This is a genomic window from Streptococcus equi subsp. zooepidemicus (genome assembly GCF_015689395.1).
Taxonomy (GTDB): Bacteria; Bacillota; Bacilli; order Lactobacillales; family Streptococcaceae; genus Streptococcus; species Streptococcus equi.
Window position 1 is genome coordinate 1,151,910 of the sequence record NZ_CP065054.1, and the last position, 17,761, is coordinate 1,169,670.

At 39.2% G+C, this 17,761-nt stretch carries 15 protein-coding genes and 1 pseudogene; 5 read left to right on the plus strand and 11 right to left on the minus strand.

Annotation, left to right across the window (positions count from 1 at the left end; genetic code table 11):
- Positions 1–7: 7 nt before the first annotated feature.
- Positions 8–445 (minus strand): GtrA family protein, encoded by a 438-nt coding sequence (locus tag I2432_RS05480; RefSeq protein ID WP_043053094.1) that lies wholly within the window; start codon positions 443–445, stop codon positions 8–10.
- A gap of 192 nt (positions 446–637) precedes the next feature.
- On the opposite strand from I2432_RS05480, the gene I2432_RS05485 reads away from it, so the two are divergent.
- On the plus strand, positions 638–1,330 hold the full coding sequence (locus tag I2432_RS05485) for a LexA family transcriptional regulator (protein WP_206158638.1): 693 nt from the start codon (positions 638–640) through the stop codon (positions 1,328–1,330).
- Positions 1,331–1,681: 351 nt separating this feature from the next.
- Here the strand turns inward: I2432_RS05485 and I2432_RS05490 are convergent, their stop codons facing one another.
- Together I2432_RS05490 and guaA are read right to left on the minus strand one after the other, a co-directional pair.
- Positions 1,682–2,407, minus strand: a complete 726-nt coding sequence (locus I2432_RS05490; protein ID WP_021320784.1) for a hypothetical protein — start codon at positions 2,405–2,407, stop codon at positions 1,682–1,684.
- 281 nt (positions 2,408–2,688) lie between these two features.
- Positions 2,689–4,251: a glutamine-hydrolyzing GMP synthase gene (gene guaA / locus I2432_RS05495; protein ID WP_206158639.1), complete on the minus strand. Its 1,563-nt coding sequence runs from the start codon at positions 4,249–4,251 to the stop codon at positions 2,689–2,691.
- 273 nt (positions 4,252–4,524) lie between these two features.
- Between guaA and I2432_RS05500 the strand changes: the two genes are divergently transcribed.
- From I2432_RS05500 to ffh, 3 genes are all read left to right on the plus strand, one after another.
- The gene (locus tag I2432_RS05500; RefSeq protein WP_206158640.1) at positions 4,525–5,223 is read left to right on the plus strand and encodes a GntR family transcriptional regulator; all 699 of its coding nucleotides are present in this window, start codon (positions 4,525–4,527) and stop codon (positions 5,221–5,223) included.
- A gap of 232 nt (positions 5,224–5,455) precedes the next feature.
- Positions 5,456–5,788: a putative DNA-binding protein gene (locus tag I2432_RS05505; RefSeq protein WP_206158641.1), complete on the plus strand. Its 333-nt coding sequence runs from the start codon at positions 5,456–5,458 to the stop codon at positions 5,786–5,788.
- Between the two features lie 14 nt (positions 5,789–5,802).
- On the plus strand, positions 5,803–7,374 hold the full coding sequence (gene ffh / locus I2432_RS05510) for a signal recognition particle protein (RefSeq protein WP_012515636.1): 1,572 nt from the start codon (positions 5,803–5,805) through the stop codon (positions 7,372–7,374).
- 152 nt (positions 7,375–7,526) lie between these two features.
- Here ffh and I2432_RS05515 read toward each other — a convergent pair whose 3' ends face one another.
- The 7 genes from I2432_RS05515 to gyrA form a co-directional block, all read right to left on the minus strand.
- The gene (locus I2432_RS05515; protein WP_206159085.1) at positions 7,527–8,750 is read right to left on the minus strand and encodes an aminoacyltransferase; all 1,224 of its coding nucleotides are present in this window, start codon (positions 8,748–8,750) and stop codon (positions 7,527–7,529) included.
- A 214-nt stretch (positions 8,751–8,964) separates the two neighbouring features.
- On the minus strand, positions 8,965–9,939 hold the full coding sequence (locus tag I2432_RS05520) for a DUF1002 domain-containing protein (RefSeq protein WP_037581153.1): 975 nt from the start codon (positions 9,937–9,939) through the stop codon (positions 8,965–8,967).
- A gap of 298 nt (positions 9,940–10,237) precedes the next feature.
- Positions 10,238–10,678, minus strand: a complete 441-nt coding sequence (locus I2432_RS05525) for a pneumococcal-type histidine triad protein (protein ID WP_111678144.1) — start codon at positions 10,676–10,678, stop codon at positions 10,238–10,240.
- Positions 10,675–11,610 carry a metal ABC transporter solute-binding protein, Zn/Mn family gene (locus I2432_RS05530; protein WP_111678145.1) on the minus strand — a complete coding sequence of 312 codons (936 nt, stop codon included), beginning with the start codon at positions 11,608–11,610 and terminating at the stop codon, positions 10,675–10,677. Before I2432_RS05530 ends, I2432_RS05525 begins: the two co-directional genes overlap by 4 nt.
- A gap of 454 nt (positions 11,611–12,064) precedes the next feature.
- On the minus strand, positions 12,065–12,478 hold the full coding sequence (gene gloA2 / locus I2432_RS05535) for an SMU1112c/YaeR family gloxylase I-like metalloprotein (protein WP_206158642.1): 414 nt from the start codon (positions 12,476–12,478) through the stop codon (positions 12,065–12,067).
- Positions 12,479–12,575: 97 nt separating this feature from the next.
- Positions 12,576–13,331, minus strand: a complete 756-nt coding sequence (locus I2432_RS05540; protein WP_021320791.1) for a class A sortase — start codon at positions 13,329–13,331, stop codon at positions 12,576–12,578.
- Positions 13,332–13,335: 4 nt separating this feature from the next.
- Positions 13,336–15,831 (minus strand): DNA gyrase subunit A, encoded by a 2,496-nt coding sequence (gene gyrA / locus I2432_RS05545; RefSeq protein ID WP_206158643.1) that lies wholly within the window; start codon positions 15,829–15,831, stop codon positions 13,336–13,338.
- A gap of 191 nt (positions 15,832–16,022) precedes the next feature.
- Between gyrA and I2432_RS05550 the strand changes: the two genes are divergently transcribed.
- Positions 16,023–17,006 carry an L-lactate dehydrogenase gene (locus I2432_RS05550; RefSeq protein ID WP_012515644.1) on the plus strand — a complete coding sequence of 328 codons (984 nt, stop codon included), beginning with the start codon at positions 16,023–16,025 and terminating at the stop codon, positions 17,004–17,006.
- Between the two features lie 364 nt (positions 17,007–17,370).
- Here the strand turns inward: I2432_RS05550 and tnpA are convergent.
- A pseudogene (gene tnpA / locus I2432_RS05555) lies at positions 17,371–17,751 on the minus strand (IS200/IS605 family transposase).
- Positions 17,752–17,761 lie beyond the last annotated feature (10 nt).

Sequence of the window (17,761 nt, forward strand, 5' to 3'; positions counted from 1 at the left end):
CTGTTTTTTATCTGCTGCGATGTCGTTTAAAAATATAGTATTTACTAATAGCAAAATTCAAGCTAATCATTAGGGCTTGGCTCAAAATGCTTTCAACAGAATTAATGCGTTCAGAATCATGCTCAACAAGGCTTCCAATGACCTCTGGGTATTTCTCAACCAATAAATAGGCTAATAGCATGTCTAAGCCTAAGGTCACTACTCTAGCTAGGAAAAACATGGCAAATCTAAACAAGCGTTTGTCAGAAGTCTGCTTAAAAACATAGCTATCATTCATCAAGAAGGCAGCTATGATCGCTATAACATTGGCAAAGCCTGCTGATATGGTGGCCTGATGTAGCCATGAATAGATGACATACCGCAAAACAAAATAAAGAATGGTTGTTAGAAGACCGGATATCAGGTAATGAATGATTTCAAGTGACAATTTTTGTTTGCTAAGCATTTTTCTTTCCCATTGTTTGTGTTATTATATTTTGATGGCTCTATATAAGTATAACATGTTTGCCATTAAACCTAAGACAGCTACTGTCTTTTCGATATAAGCATAAAAAGCTTGAATATTCTTATAAGCTATGCTATACTTTAGTAAAGCATTAACTTTACTAAAGTATACTAACAAAGGAGATTCATGCTGATGTTTTCTGGTATTCAATTAAAAACAGCGCGTTTATCAAGGCATATTAGCCAAGAACAGCTAGGAGAGCTTTTAGGAGTTAATAAAATGACCATTTCTAATTGGGAAAAGGAGAAAAATAAGCCAAATCAAAAGCATTTTGAAGAGCTTATGAAGATTTTTCAATTACCTGCTGAGTACTTTTATCAGGAAAATCGTCTTTTACTTCCCTATAGTCAGTTAAGCGCCTTTAATAAAGAAAAGGTTATCAGCTATTCTGAGAGCCTGCTTGAGCAACAAGGAAAAATGATTGCTTTACCAGCTAAGCAAAAGACACTTTACCCTTATCGTGTTTACGAGAGGTTATCTGCAGGGACTGGCTATTCTTACTTTGGTGATGGGAATTTTGATGTTGTGTTTTACGATGAGCAGTTAGATTATGATTTTGCTTCATGGGTTTTTGGTGACTCCATGGAGCCAACCTATTTGAATGGCGAGGTTGTTCTCATCAAACAGGATAGCTTTGATTATGACGGTGCTATCTATGCTGTTGAGTGGGAAGAACAAACCTATATCAAAAAAGTATATCGTGAAGAAAATGGTCTGCGTTTGGTTTCATTGAACAAAAAATACCCTGATAAATTCGCTTCCTTTGATGACAATCCGCGTATTATTGGAAAAATCATTGCCAACTTTATGCCCTTAGATGTATAAGCCTTTGTATTAGCTTAAAAGCATGACTGTTGTACAACCAAACTCATTGCATGACTTTGGTGCATTTTTTTGAGGTGCCTCTACTTCTTTGATTTACTTTTCTGCATTAAGAAACCCGTTAAAGGTTTTTAAAGCTTATTACTTAGCTACAAAGGCTCTTTTAACAATCATGATCACCGGTGGTTTATTTGTCATGTACCTTACGGAGCGTGACGGACTTCACGCAACGAAAAAAGCACATAGCTAAAAGATTTTGCAATCTTAAAGTTATGAGTTTTTTGTATAAAAACTTATCTATATGCTTGATTAACCAACTGAGATAAATAGATTATTATTTCATAGAGAAGTTTGTTATCTAATCCAAATAATCGTATTATCCTCATTACACGAAAAACCGTTAAAACGCAATATTTCTTTTTCATTTTCAATATATGCACACTTTAGAGTTTCATAATCGTTATTGCATATTTTCTTATAATAATCAAACCCTTCTCTACAAAATCCATATGAAAGTCCCTTTGACAAGTTTACATTAATATCGACTGAACAGTTATCTTCCCATCTAATCCAACTTTCTCCATTTTTAGGATAAAATATTCTTATTGTATCCGTTCCATTTTTCTCTTCAAATAATTTAAAATAATTGCGGTATAATTCCTCACGGTCACTTATTATCCTTTTAAGTTCCTCAACATTATAACCATCACAATCTGTTGGCAGTTTATTTTTTTCAAGCCACTTATCAACCACTGCTATTCCCAAAGAAATTGAAAAATCTTTTTCTTTATCAAACTTACACAATTCCACTGCCAAAGTCAATACAAAATTCCTGTGAATATTATCGTAATTTTCATCAAATAATTGCCTTTCCAAACCCACAATAGATAGCCGACTAAATATGTATCTCCCTATTTCTTCGTCAATACCTTCAGTAGCCTTAATAGCTTCTTGGACAACATTATTCCAGAAAGCATTTTTATTACGCTCTTCTATAAAAGTTTTAAGTTTCATTTTGAAAATATCAGTAATTTGACCAACTGCTTTATCAATAACCTGTGAAACAATATTCTTCATCATTATGATTTTCTCCTCGTATACATAAATAATTGTATCTTTGCTATATAATTGTGGTATCTCTTCAATCAACCAATATTGTTCTTAAACTATTCCCTCAAAAGCCTTCCACCAAAACGATGGAAGGCTTTTAAACCATTCACCTAAATTCAACAACTCCCTTTTGAACTTGCTATTTTAGCTTTTTAGTATCAAAGCAGTATCACTCAAGATTTTTTTGTTTCCACAAACCGCAAAAACCCACTGTTTTCAACACTTTCATGGCAGTAATATATTTGCTTCTGTCACTCCCACTCAACAGTTGCTGGTGGTTTGCTGGTGATGTCGTACACAATGCGGTTAACGTGGTCGACTTCATTGACGATTCGGACTGAGATCTTCTTTAGGACTTCCCAAGGCAATTGGGCAAAGTCTGCTGTCATGCCGTCAATTGAGGTGATAGCACGAATAGCGATGGTATAGTCATAGGTGCGACCATCTCCCATAACTCCGACGGAACGAACACCTGTATTAACTGTAAAATATTGCCATACATCACGATCAAGTCCTGCTTTAGCAATTTCTTCTCGAAGGATGGCATCTGACTCGCGGACTGTTTCAAGCTTTTCTGCTGTGATCTCTCCCATGACACGAATGGCAAGGCCTGGGCCCGGGAAAGGCTGACGCCAGACGACTTCATCTGGCATACCAAGGGCTGTACCAAGAGCACGAACCTCATCTTTGAAGAGTGTATTGAGGGGTTCGATTAATTCAAACTGCATATCCTCTGGCAGACCACCAACATTGTGATGAGATTTTATCGTTTGAGCAGTTTCTGTTCCAGATTCAATGATGTCTGTGTAAAGCGTTCCTTGTGCAAGGAAGTCAACCCCCTCAAGCTTGCTAGCTTCGTCATCAAAAACGTAAACAAACTCATTACCAATAATTTTACGTTTTTTCTCAGGATCCTCAACACCTGCAAGGAGATCTAAAAAGCGCTTTGAGGCATCAACACGAATAATATTGAGACCAAATCTTCCACCAAGCATTTCCATAACTTGGTCACCTTCATTTTTACGAAGAAGCCCATGATCAACAAAGATACAGGTTAATTGATCTCCGATAGCTTTTTGTAAAAGGACACCAACAACTGAAGAATCAACACCACCAGATAAACCTAGCAGAACCTTACGATCTCCGACTGTTTTGCGAATTTTAGCAATTTCCATGTCAATGAAATTATCCATTGACCAATCACCACGTGCACCACAGATAGAGATAGCAAAGTTCTTCAAAATATCATTACCATAGACAGAGTGTCTTACCTCTGGGTGGAATTGGATACCGTAGAGCCTCTTTTTTGTATTTTCCATAGCAGCGTAAGGGCAGTCGTTAGAATCTCCTACAAGGTGAAAGCCCTCTGGGATTTCTGTAACAGCATCACCATGACTCATCAAAACAAGCTGCTCATCTGGAGTGCCCGCAAATAATGCTGATGCAGAGCGTAAACGTAATGATGATTGACCATATTCTCGGTGACCTGCTTGACCAGCTGGGACTACCTTGCCTCCTAAGGTATGTGTGATTAGCTGCATGCCATAGCAAATCCCTAAAATTGGAATCCCTAATTCAAAGATTTCAGGATCAATACCAAAGGCATCGTCTGCGTAAACAGAATTTGGCCCACCAGACAGAACAATCCCGATTGGATTGATGTCACGAAGCTCTTGCGCAGTGATGTTATGGCTTTTGAGTTCAGAAAAAACACCAAACTCTCGAATACGTCTTGCAATCAGTTGATTGTACTGACTACCGTAATCAAGAACGATAATTTTTTGAACATCATTCAACATTGAAATTTCAGTCATTATAACCCTTTCATTATATACCAGCACCTTGTTAGCTGATAGTTTTCAATTAATTGTAGCATATTTTCACTAAAAAGGCATTAGCTTTTCAGGTGATGTGATCAAAAATAATCTTTTTGCAGAAACATATCACTCAACTATCTTATGTGTAACTACTATTGCCGGTCTTAGCATGAAAAAGCTGATTGATGAATGCTTTTGATAATAATTGGGCTGCAATTTAGGCTGAAAATATGATAAAATAAAACCATCATCACCCCCAAGGAGTAAAGCATGCTGCCAGCCTATATCAAAATTCATGACGCTATTAAAAAAGACATCGAAAAAGAAGTCTGGACTATTGGTAGTCGCCTGCCAAGCGAACGAGATTTAGCAGAACATTTTGAAGTCAGTCGCATGACATTGCGTCAGGCAATAACACTGCTTGTAGAGGAGGGAATTCTAGAGAGGCGTGTTGGCAGTGGTACTTATATTGCCAGTCATCGCGTACAAGAGAGAATGCGTGGGACCACTAGCTTTACAGAGATTGTGAATTCTCAGGGACGTAAGCCATCTTCAAAGCTGATTTCCTATCAACGTCAGCTAGCAAGTGATACAGAAATAAATCAGTTGCACCTAGAAGAATCAGATTACGTTATTCGAATGGAGCGCATTCGTTATGCAGATAAGGTTCCTTTAGTTTACGAGGTAGCCTCAATCCCTGAGAAATTTATTAAAAATGTCAAAAAAACTGATATTACAGAGCACTTTTTCCAAACCCTAACCTCAAACGGTTATGAAATCGGCAAAAGTCAACAAACCATCTACGCGAAAATAGCCAGTGAACGTGTCGCCTCTTATCTAGAGGTAGCTAAGGGGCATGCTATTTTAGCATTAACTCAGGTTTCCTTTTTTACAGACGGTAGGCCCTTTGAATATGTGCGTAGCCAGTATGTAGGTGATCGCTTTGAATTTTATTTAGAAAATAATTAATCATAAGCGATAATGCTTGAATAACATTGATAGGAAGTGGTTCACCACTTCTTTTTTCTATTGTTTGTCAAAGTGTATCAACACATTTCAAAAAATATTTTTAATAATTTTTAGGACAGCTATCAAAACAAGCTACTATCCTCATTTTTGCTTTAAGAAAGCTTCTTGATAAAAGGCTAATCCTATCATTTACCACTGTTAAAAATGCTCATGATATGATAAAATGGGGATTATGGAAATTGAAAAAACAAACCGAATGAATGCTCTTTTTGAATTTTATGCTGCCTTATTGACTGATAAACAGATGAACTATACCGAGCTCTATTATGCTGATGATTATAGTCTGGCTGAAATTGCTGAAGAATTCGGCGTTAGCCGTCAAGCAGTTTATGATAATATTAAGCGCACTGAAAAAATTCTGGAAGCCTATGAAATGAAGCTTCATATGTATTCTGATTATATCGTGCGTAGTGAAATATTTGATGACATTCTTGCAAAATATCCTAGTGACCATTATTTACGTGACAAAATTTCCATTTTAACTAGTATTGACAATAGAGATTAAGAGGAGTTATAGCTATGGCATTTGAAAGCCTAACCCAACGTTTACAGGACGTTTTTAAGCACATTCGTGGTAAAAAAACCTTATCTGAAGCCGATGTTCAGGAAGTGACCAAGGAGATTCGTCTAGCCTTATTAGAGGCAGATGTTGCACTTCCAGTTGTTAAGACCTTTATCAAGCGTATACGTGAGCGAGCTGTTGGCCACGAAATTATTGATACCCTTGATCCAACGCAACAAATACTTAAAATTGTTAATGAGGAATTAACTGGTATCTTAGGATCAGAAACCGCGGAGCTTGATAAATCACCTAAAATCCCTACTGTCATCATGATGGTGGGCTTGCAGGGAGCTGGTAAAACGACCTTTGCAGGAAAATTAGCCAATAAGCTCATCAAGGAAGAAAATGCTCGTCCATTGATGATTGCAGCAGACATCTATCGTCCGGCTGCTATTGACCAGTTGAAAACCTTGGGACAGCAAATAAATGTTCCTGTTTTTGATATGGGGACAAATCATTCAGCAGTTGATATTGTTGCCAATGGTTTGGCACAGGCAAAAGAGAACCGTCATGACTATGTTTTGATTGATACGGCAGGACGGTTACAAATTGATGAGAAACTAATGGGCGAGCTTCGTGAGGTTAAAGCACTAGCTAAACCAAACGAAATCCTTCTTGTTGTTGACAGCATGATCGGACAAGAAGCTGCCAACGTTGCCTATGAATTTAACAATCAGCTCGATATCACTGGAGTAGTGTTAACAAAGATTGACGGTGATACTCGTGGTGGTGCGGCCCTTTCTATACGTGAAATAACTGGTAAGCCAATCAAATTTACCGGAACTGGTGAAAAAATCACCGATATTGAAACCTTCCATCCAGACCGTATGTCAAGTCGTATCTTGGGAATGGGAGACCTTCTTACCTTGATCGAAAAGGCAAGTCAGGAATATGATGAGAAAAAATCATTAGAGCTTGCCGCAAAAATGCGTGAGAATACCTTTGATTTTAATGACTTTATCGAGCAATTAGACCAAGTGCAAAACATGGGGCCAATGGAAGATCTGTTAAAAATGATTCCAGGTATGGCAACTAATCCTGCTCTAGCCAATATTAAGGTTGACGACAAGCAAATTGCTCGCAAGCGTGCTATCGTTTCTTCTATGACACCTGAGGAGCGTGAGCAGCCAGAGCTTTTAACACCAAGTCGCCGCCGTCGCATTGCAGCTGGATCAGGTAATAGTTTCGTTGAAGTCAACAAATTTATTAAAGATTTTAACCAAGCCAAAGCCATGATGCAGGGTGTCATGTCAGGTGATATGACTAAAATGATGAAACAAATGGGAATCAACCCTAATAACCTCCCTAAAAACATGCCAAATATGCCAGGAGGCATGCCTGATATGTCTGCCCTTGAAGGAATGATGGGGCAAGGTGGTTTACCTGACATGTCTGCATTGGGTGGTGATATGGATATGAGCCAGCTCTTTGGAGGTGGTCTAAAGGGTAAGATTGGTCAATTTGCCATGAAGCAGGCCATGAAGCGTCAAGCTAATAAGATTAAAAAGGCCAAGAAAAAACGAAAATAGACTAAAAGAATGGTTGCCTTGTATTCTGCCTCTAATCGTTAGATGCTATTCTAATTTGGAGTGCAGGTCAGTAGCGACCATCTTTTTTATAAATACAATCACTAGATCTTTGGTTCTAACCATTAAACATGATATCATTTCACTATTAGCTGTTAGTGCCTGTGCTTTAATTGCTTTCTGATCTTATATAGCAAATTAGCCAAGTGATAAAAAGGACTGACTGCTAGGTTGAATTCTCCAATAAACTCTTCGATAGTTGGACTGAAATTGGACTTAAATGCTGTCAAGCCGTCCTTGAAGGAGCCATCAATGCCGCCCATATTCGCCCAAGCTATATCATCATGATAGGCATCCATAAAGACTTTAGGATAAAGCAGGTACTGAGGATAAAACTTTTTAAAGTCATCATTCATGCCAGCATAGAGCATTTCCATCGTGTTGCCATATGAAATCGATAAAATGCCCGCAATGACAACCTCATCTGGATATTTATCCAAGAAGCCCTTGAATTCTGATAGATAACGCTGAAGCGATTGCTTTTGATCTGTTAATCTAGCCAGTCGCTTTTTTTGATGCGCTTGCGTTTGAGCAAGCTCTTGTTTAACAGCTTTCAGCTGAAGCTCATAATTCTTGAGCTTTTCTGGAAGGTTAACCTTTGCTAGGTGCAAATAAGCATTGTCGCCATAAATCGTCATCAGCTGTCTAAAATAAGCTTCATTTCTTAGAGCAACTCCTTTTCGCTTTTCAGTTAAAGAGATAAGGCCAGCAAATGTATGGAGGTCAGACTGATTACCGCGATAAGCTATCACGCCACGTTGCCTAGCATCCCTCATCAATCGCTTGGTATGCTTAGGAAAGGACGCTTCAATATCAGCATTGGTGTAACAATTTGCTTGAAAACGTGGCTGAATAGTATCAGATAGCTTGGTTGTTGGACCTATCCAATGAGCACCAGATTGCTTTAAATGCTTAATAATGGCCAAAGCCTTGGGATTATCAGGTGCTTTCTCACCAAGCTGATGCTGCTTTAGCAGGATCGCAGGATCAAATTTAATCAAAAGGGCTCTTTTTTTCTTACCATATGCCTTCAAGGTTTTAATCGTAAATGCTACCAGTTCAGCATTGGTATAGTCCATCACTGGACCTCTTGGAATATAAATCATCGTCATACCAAGCGGTAAAGGCTTGATCAGCAAGGACATAGAAGCTACCTGATTATCTCCCTGAAAAATACCGATGCGTTCATTTTGCCACTGATTTTTAACAGCTGCCCATGAGCTGCTCTGCAAGAGGTTAACCTGCTGGTGCTGTTTGACAAATTGGTCATGCTCCTGCGCTGAAATACCAATTTTTGAATAAAAAGCTACGTTTGTCATCATATTTCCTCGTCTTTACGTGTTTGAATATCTGATCTTGAAATAGATCTGCTTCTACTTAATTTATTCGAAAAACAATTTGAAAAATAGTAACTTTTTTTGATTTTCAATCTGAATATTTTTAGCAGCTAAAATAAATAATCGATTTCTGCTTAAAAAATAGGACTAATTCCTAATGAAATTAGGAATTAGTCCTACTACTTTTATCTATTTATCAGCCACCCATTAAGCCGTCAATCAATCCTCTAAAGAAATCAATAATTTGCTGAAGGATTCCTTGTCCAGTCTTTAACGCCTCAGTAGCATCAAAGTTCACGTTGATATTTTTAAAGGTAGATCCGGCCTTTTCAACAATACTATCCTTTAAAGCGTTCAGCGTTTTAGTGAAGTTTTCATTGGAAATCACACCACTATTTGAGAGGTTAAGCGCGAAATTGATGATAAGGTTAATCTGATCAGGTGTTACTGCCTTGGTTAACCCATAATGATCTAAGGTTTCTGTTACAATTTGGCGAACCTTTTCCTCATTAACCCCTTCTCCAGCCTTTGCGACAGCAGCTTTAATATCAGTAAGCGCAACATTTAGCTTATCTGCATCATAGCCTGTTTTACCTGCATTTTCGGTATTAATATTAGATAGGGTTGATAGCTCCTCTTGTGCCAGCTTTTTGCTTTCTTCTGGGACCTTGGCACCATTTTTTTCAAGCGAATAATAAATACCGGCCAAAGCCGATTCTCCAGTAACTGGTATTGGCGCAGCTACAGTAATATTGGCATGCTCAATGCCCAAGGTTACAGCAGCGTTACGATACATATCTTGCGTCACCTTAGTGATATTTTCAGGTGTCACAATAGTTACCTTAAGCGTTTCTTTAGCTCCCAGCTTTTGAATCCTAACTGAGGAATAAAGCTGTAGGCTCGGATCATCTGCTACATTCATGATACTAGCATAGGCAGTTGTATTTAGGGTGCTTAATTTGTTATCAGAAGCACTATTGTAGTGAAGCAAGGCCAAGGTTTGCTCTCTTTGCTCAGCAGACAATGAATAGCCTAAAACGTAATCAGGCTGAACATAGGTTTCATCAATTACCTGTTGAACATTATTAGCTGCAGCGTGTACTGTTGTTTGAAGCATAAATACCGAAGCCAAAGCCATGCCAGCTGCTATTAATTTCTTTTGATAAGTCATTTTTCTACCTCTTTTGTATGATAAATTTCCCTTTATGAGAGCCTCTCAAGCTAAAGTATCCAGGTATCTAGTAAGCCTGTTTTACTCAGCTCTGCAAAGGGTGATCTTCCTAGTCTTTTTCAAAATCTAATGCCTCTATTGTAGCATTTTTACCCCAATAAGACGATTAAAAAGCTGAAACAAAGCATAGCTAGAATAGCCAAGCACTCTTTTTAAAGCAAAAAAACTAGTGCATAATGGCAGCTTAGATGTAGCTACTATCACTAGTCCAATGATTATCTTATACGGTAATCAGTCTTTATGACCTGACGTTTTCTTGATGGTTGTTGTCCTTTAAATAGAAATAATAACGGTCATCAGTTTTGATGACATAGCCATTTTTGACCTCATTAATCACGTCCTTTTGATCAAATTGGTAATCCTTAGGCGGTAATAGCTCTGAGGAGAAAAGGCTATCATAAGGCACCTCACCATTGTAAAAGTGGTAATGGTCACCATGAGAGGTAACAAAGCCATCATCTGAGATGGACACAACAATTTGTTCTGCTGCAATCCCTTCTTCTTTGCTAACTTCATTGGGACTTTTGTCAGTTTCTTTCTTTAAAGCCTTGCACCTTTTTTCCAGTTGATGAGATGATTTTAGTTTTTTGCCTGTGCTATCTTGGGCTTTAAAGCCACAAGCAGATAAAGGAAATAATAGTAAGATGGTCAATAATGATAAATAAGCTTTTTTTGTCATGTTTCACTCTCCAATACACGATACAGTGTTTCTAAATTTATTTCTAAATGCTCTAGATAAGCTTTTTGATCAGCTGGAACCACCTCAAGCGGACTTAGGGTATCAATTGCTACACTGTTACTCTGAGCCAAGGTTTTGGCTAGCTTATCTGAAGCATTTTCCTCGACGAAAATCGTCTTCACATCATATTTTTTGATAAAGCGGTCAATTTGAGCTAATTGGCGAGGACTGGGCTCTTGCTCAGGAGATATCCCTGCGATTCCCAATTGCTTTAGACCAAATCTCTTAGCTAGATAGGAAAAGGCTGTGTGCTGCGTCACAAAGGTTTTCCTATCTAGAGATTCAAACTTTTCCTTATAGGTCTTCACTAACTTTTGAGCCTTAGCCTTAAAACGCTTAGCGTTTTGTAAATAGACTGCCTTGTGAGCAGGATCCTTTTTGCTTAATAAAGCTGCAATCTGCTCTGCCTCTTGACTAGCTAAGATAGGATCAGTCCAAGTGTGAGGGTCATACAAGGCATCAGTATTCATTCCTTTTTTTATGGTGAGGTGTTCCAAACCTTGAACCTTGTCTAATGTTAGATGTGATGTTCCCTCCATGACTGCTAGTCCCTTTTTTTCTAGCTGTGGCGCTAAATCCGCAGCCCAGGCTTCTAATATCTTGGAATGGTAAATAAAGACATCTCCATCGTAAATCCTAGCAACAACTGTCGGACTTGGCTCATACGAGTGTATGCTAGTGTTTTTGGCAATGACCTGAACATCATTTAAATCCCCGCAAATCTCCTTAGTCATAGCATAAATAGGGTAGAAGCTTGTTTTTATGACCAAACCGGCCTTCCTACTGCTAGAGCTCTGATGACAGGCTGATAGACCCAAAAGCACTACTAGCAGCCCTACTGCGACAATTGTTTTCTTGAATCCTCTAATCATATCTACTCTCTTAACTAGTTAATGACCTAAAAAGGATACCATGATTTAACTGAAATGTCAATATTTTATCATTTTAGCGCACGACGTACACGCATGAAGAAAATGCATGTAAGCCTTTTTTAGCCCCATGCATTTTTTAATCTATTTCTAGCGTTTTGACATTGCAATATCATCAGTTTGTCAATTTCAATGTGATGATTTCATCACATTTTGCTAAAAAGGCCATAGTGATGATGAAAAAACGCTACCAGAAAGCGTAAATGTCTTCTTGCTTTTGTTGTGATTTTAGTGAATCGCCTACCAACTGAACTGAGGCTGGCTTAACCATTTCCTAGCCGCCATCAAAAGCCTGCCTCTCAATTAACAAGCTTACTCAAGGAAGGTGTGACTCCTTTTTTGAGGTGACTGAGCCATGCAGCCGTCTTAGTTATGATTAACAGCTTATCTTGGCATTTCATTCATGTAATTCCAGTGGCAGGCCATCAGGATCAAAAAAGAAGGTCATCTTCTTACCAGTATAATCATCATACCTAAGAGGCTCGACAGCAATGCCCTTAGCCATTAATTGTTCAATATAAGCTTCAATAGGCTTAACATGAAAAGCTAAATGACGAAGCCCACAGGCCTCTTTGTCATATTCGGGCCTACCGATACGCTTAGGCGGTGCCTGATAAGCTGGATCAGTCTTTTTATTGCCAAAAATCTCTAATTCAATGGCTCCACATTTTAAATCCAATTTGTAATCATGTCTATCAGGCCGGTGATTTTCACGAATAATCTCAAAGCCAAGCTTATTGGCATAAAAATCCTTAGAGACCTCATAATCCGAAACAATGATAGCAATATGATGAATAGCCTTAAGCTCCATATGATTTAACTCCTTTATTAAATAAAAAAAGTGAAACAAAGCAATGCCAAGATTACTTTGTTTCACCCCTCGTAGCGACCCCTTGCCTAGATTAGGCTTAGGTTGACATCTGGTTGTAAGAGTGATTAAAGGCCTTCAAAACATCGTCAGGTGCTTTGTTAAACTCATACTCGTTTTTGATTGCTCCTTTGACAATGATTCGCTCTGTTGCCTCATAATCCGTACAGGTGACCAAGGTTACCTCCTTTAGCCCTGGTGTGTCATTGATAACATCTATCCTTTCAGGTGTGACCGTAAAGACGGCATTAATCTCATACTCGTAAATACGCTCCTTATCTGTAAGGTAAATAGACATTCCTTCTTTTGCTCTTTCAAGCGGTGAGAATAACATTTCAGAAGAGCCTGTTAGTCCAAAAATATGATGACTGGCTAAGGAGTAATTGTTTTCTCCTCCCATAACCTGGTCCTCTTTCATGGTACCAGCACCGTATATAAGCTCTGTGTTGCCAAGCCCCTTAAAGATTGGTAGGTTAATACCAAGTTCTGGTATGGCAATACCTCCTATTACTGGAAGCTGTTGGGCGTCCATTTGAGCCTGTAAGACACTTTCGGTGCTAACTGGCTGAACTGCTTGAAAATCAAAGCTTGACTTTGCTTCCTTATTCTTTTTAATCGTCTTTTTTGAAACCTTTGTGACTTGATATTTATTAGAATTCCAAGCAATCAGGGTGTTTCTAATGGGCTTGTTAAATAACAAGGCTAAGCCTATGATTAACAATAAGACGACTAGAATACCTCTAGCAAAGGACATCTTTCTTCGTTTTTGTCTTCTCCTGTGGGTTCTTTTTGCCATTCATTTACTCCTTGCTAGAATTTATTGGTGCTTCTGTTAAAGCTGTATCAGTCTGAGCGATTGCTGTTGGATCGTTGTCTTCAGCCTGTACCAAGGTAAAGGTAACAATCTTAGAATCTGTATCTAGCCTCATAACCTTAACACCAAGTGTTGAACGGCCAGTCTGAGAAATACTTGAAACATTGGTACGAATAATCACACCCTTCGTTGTGATCACCATAATATCCTCACTGCCATCAACAGTCATCAGACCAGCCAACTGGCCATTTTTTGCGGTAATATTAGCTGTTTTGATTCCTTTTCCACCTCGACCCTTAGTTGGGTATTCGGCTGCACTGGTACGCTTACCATAGCCATTTTCGGTAATGACTAAGACCTCTTGCTTGTCATTGATACGAGAAGCTCCGACAACCCAATCTTCCTCACGAAGCTTGACACCACGAACACCCGTAGCGCTACGCCCCATACCTCGAATGGTAGCTTCATTAAAGCGAACAGAATAACCTGATCTTGTTCCAATGATAATATCTTCCTGACCATTTGTCAAGAGAACATTAATCAGTTCATCTCCTTCCTTGAGATTGAGGGCTCGTAGACCATTCTGACGAATATTGCTAAACTCTGATACCTCAGTTCGCTTGACAATCCCTTGCTTTGTTGTAAAGAAGAAATATTTATCAAGAATGTCTTCTTTTTTGGCATTGATAATGGTTTGAATGGTTTCACCATCATCTAGCTTTAGTAGATTGATGACAGGAAGTCCCTTTGCAGCACGTCCATATTCTGGAATCTCATAGGCCTTTAAGCGGTAGACGCGCCCAAAATTGGTAAAGAAGAGCAATGTGTCGTGTGTGCTTGTTGAGACAAGCTCACGAACAAAGTCATCATCATTGACACCTGTTCCTTGTACACCACGACCACCACGCTTTTGAGATCGAAACTCGCCTTGAGCAAGGCGCTTAATGTAGCCATTGTTTGATAGGGTGATCAAAACATCTTCTTCTTCGATCAGATCCTCATCTTCTAATGATAATACCTCACCAATCATCAATTCTGTGCGGCGAGGATTAGCGTACTTACGCTTGATCTCTTCCATTTCTTCCTTGATGATGGCTTCGATACGCCCTGGCTTTGCCAAAATATCTGCCAAATCTGCAATCAAAGCCAATAGGTCATCGTATTCTGATTGAATTTTATCACGTTCCAAGCCGGTCAAACGACGGAGACGCATGTCTAAAATAGCTTGACTTTGGCGTTCAGACAAGTCAAAACGAGACATCAATTCTGCTTGTGCGATAATATCTGTCTCGCTATTGCGGATAATGGCAATAACCTCATCTAGATGGTCAAGAGCAATGAGTAAGCCCTCTAAAATATGTGCCCTAGCCTCTGCCTTATCCTTATCAAATTGAGTCCTGCGTGTAATGACGTCCTTTTGATGTAGAATATAGTTATCAATAATCTGTCTCAATGACAAGATTTTAGGAATACCGCCTTCAATGGCCAGCATATTGAAGCTAAAGTTTGTCTGGAGACTTGTCAATTTGAACAGGTTATTTAAAATCACATTAGCAGATGCATCGCGACGGACTTCAATGACAAATCGTACCCCTTGTCGGCTTGATTCGTCACGAACAGCTGTAATGCCCTCAATACGCTTTTCTTGGGCTAAGCGAACAATATGCTCATGGACCTTTGTTTTATTAATGCCATAAGGGAATTCTGTGACGACAATCCGCTCCCGTCCTGTACTAGTGGTTTCAATCTCGGTGCGTGAACGCAAAACGATTGATCCCTTACCAGTCTCATAAGCCTTATGAATTCCTGAACGTCCCATCACCAAGGCACCTGTAGGAAAATCCGGCCCTGGAAGAACCTCCATTAAATCTCTGGTAGTGCAGTCAGGATTTTCCATGACCATCTTAACAGCGTCTATGGCCTCAGCTAAATTATGAGGTGGAATATTGGTAGCCATACCAACTGCGATTCCGGTGGCACCATTGACCAATAAATTGGGGAAGCGAGCCGGTAAGACTAAGGGCTCTCTTTCATTACCATCGTAGTTATCCTGAAAGTCAACAGTATTTTTATTAATATCCTTTAAAAGCTCTAGCGCGATTTTGCTCATACGAGCCTCAGTATAACGCTGAGCCGCAGCACCGTCACCGTCCATAGAACCAAAGTTTCCATGACCATCGACAAGCATGTGACGATAGCTCCACCACTGGGCCATACGGACCATCGCTTCATAGATGGACGAATCCCCATGTGGGTGGTACTTACCCATGACATCACCGGTAATACGAGCAGATTTTTTATGTGGCTTATCAGGTGTGACGCCTAGCTCATTCATGCCATAAAGGATACGACGATGAACAGGCTTTAAGCCATCTCGTACATCTGGAAGTGCTCTTGCTACAATAACGCTCATAGCATAATCAATGAAACTCGTTTTCATCTCACTTGTCAGATTGACGTCAACTAAATGTTTATCTTGCATTTAAGGAATGCTCCTTTTCTAGTCAATACTCTTTTAATTATACCATAAAATCCTTATTTTTTCTGGTTGGAAACGCTATCCGAAAACAATTTTCATAATTTGGTCGAATATCATGACAAAGACATTACAATGTGTTAAAATAAGATCGTATGAGCAATTTGCTCTAACTAAAATGAAGGAGATGTTTAGAAATGACTGCAACTAAACAACATAAAAAAGTCATCTTGGTTGGCGATGGTGCTGTAGGCTCTTCTTATGCCTTTGCACTAGTAACCCAAAATATTGCCCAAGAGCTTGGTATTATTGATATTTTTAAAGAAAAAACTCAAGGAGATGCTGAGGATTTAAGCCATGCGCTTGCCTTTACCTCTCCTAAAAAGATCTATGCTGCTGATTATGCTGACTGTCACGATGCTGACCTAGTTGTTTTAACAGCTGGCGCTCCTCAAAAGCCAGGTGAGACTCGTCTTGACCTTGTTGAGAAAAATCTACGTATTAATAAAGAAGTAGTTACTCAAATTGTGGCCTCAGGCTTTAAGGGAATTTTCCTTGTTGCTGCTAATCCGGTGGATATTTTGACCTATTCAACCTGGAAATTCTCAGGTTTCCCTAAGGAACGCGTCATCGGTTCTGGAACATCACTTGACTCAGCACGCTTCCGTCAGGCGCTTGCTGCTAAAATTGGTGTAGACGCACGTTCTGTTCATGCCTACATCATGGGTGAGCATGGAGATTCAGAATTTGCTGTTTGGTCACATGCTAATGTTGCAGGGGTTGGATTGTACGACTGGCTTCAAGCTAATCGTGACGTTGATGAACAAGGCTTGGTAGACCTCTTTATCTCTGTACGTGACGCAGCTTACTCTATTATCAATAAAAAGGGTGCTACCTTCTATGGTATTGCAGTCGCCCTAGCACGTATTACAAAAGCTATCCTTGATGATGAAAATGCAGTTCTTCCACTTTCTGTTTTCCAAGAAGGCCAATACGAAGGCGTTGAGGATTGCTATATCGGTCAGCCTGCTATTGTTGGTGCCTATGGTATTGTTCGTCCAGTCAATATCCCATTGAATGATGCTGAGCTTCAAAAAATGCAAGCTTCAGCAAACCAATTGAAGGCTATTATCGACGAAGCCTTCTCTAAAGAAGAATTTGCTTCTGCTGCTAAAAACTAACTTTAAAATGTGCTGACCTCTAAGCGTTGGATTTTTGAGGTTATTGCAAAAAAGCCTATCCAATTGGATTAGGCTTTTTGTTATGCCATTTTCCTTTGTTCTAGCAGCCAGGTATGAGACAAAACAGTCTTTTCGTTAAATTAAACGAAGCTGCCATGCTTTTAGTTTTAAGACATAATCATAACCACCCGTCAAACGGGTGGTTTGAACAAGGGCTATAAGCCCCTATCACCAGCCAGCGCCTAAAGACGCTGGCTTTCACTTTGTTCAAGCCTCACTGCTCTTGACTCGTCACATGCCTCTCAAAGAGGCGTTTGTACTACTTGCCATTATCCCTAAAGGGATCTTCATATTCTTTGACACTTTATTTATCCAGTGCGATATCATGTTTTTATTGTTCTTGTATGTATTTCTTTATAGTGGCTTCATTTTATCCCACCGTACTCACGTAATATCCTTCTGACCAGAAATGGCGATTGCCAAATTTGTATTTGAGATTGGCGTGTTTATCAAACATCATCAAAGCGCTCTTTCCTTTCAAATATCCCATGAAACTTGACACACTGATTCGTGGTGGAATGCTCACTAAAATGTGAACACGATCTGGCATCAAATGTCCTTCAATTATTTCTACTCCTTTATAGCTACATAATCTATGAAAAATATCACCTAGACTACTTCTATATGGATTAGAGATAATTTTTCGTCTATACTTAGGTGTAAAGATAATGTGGTACTTACACAACCACTTTGTA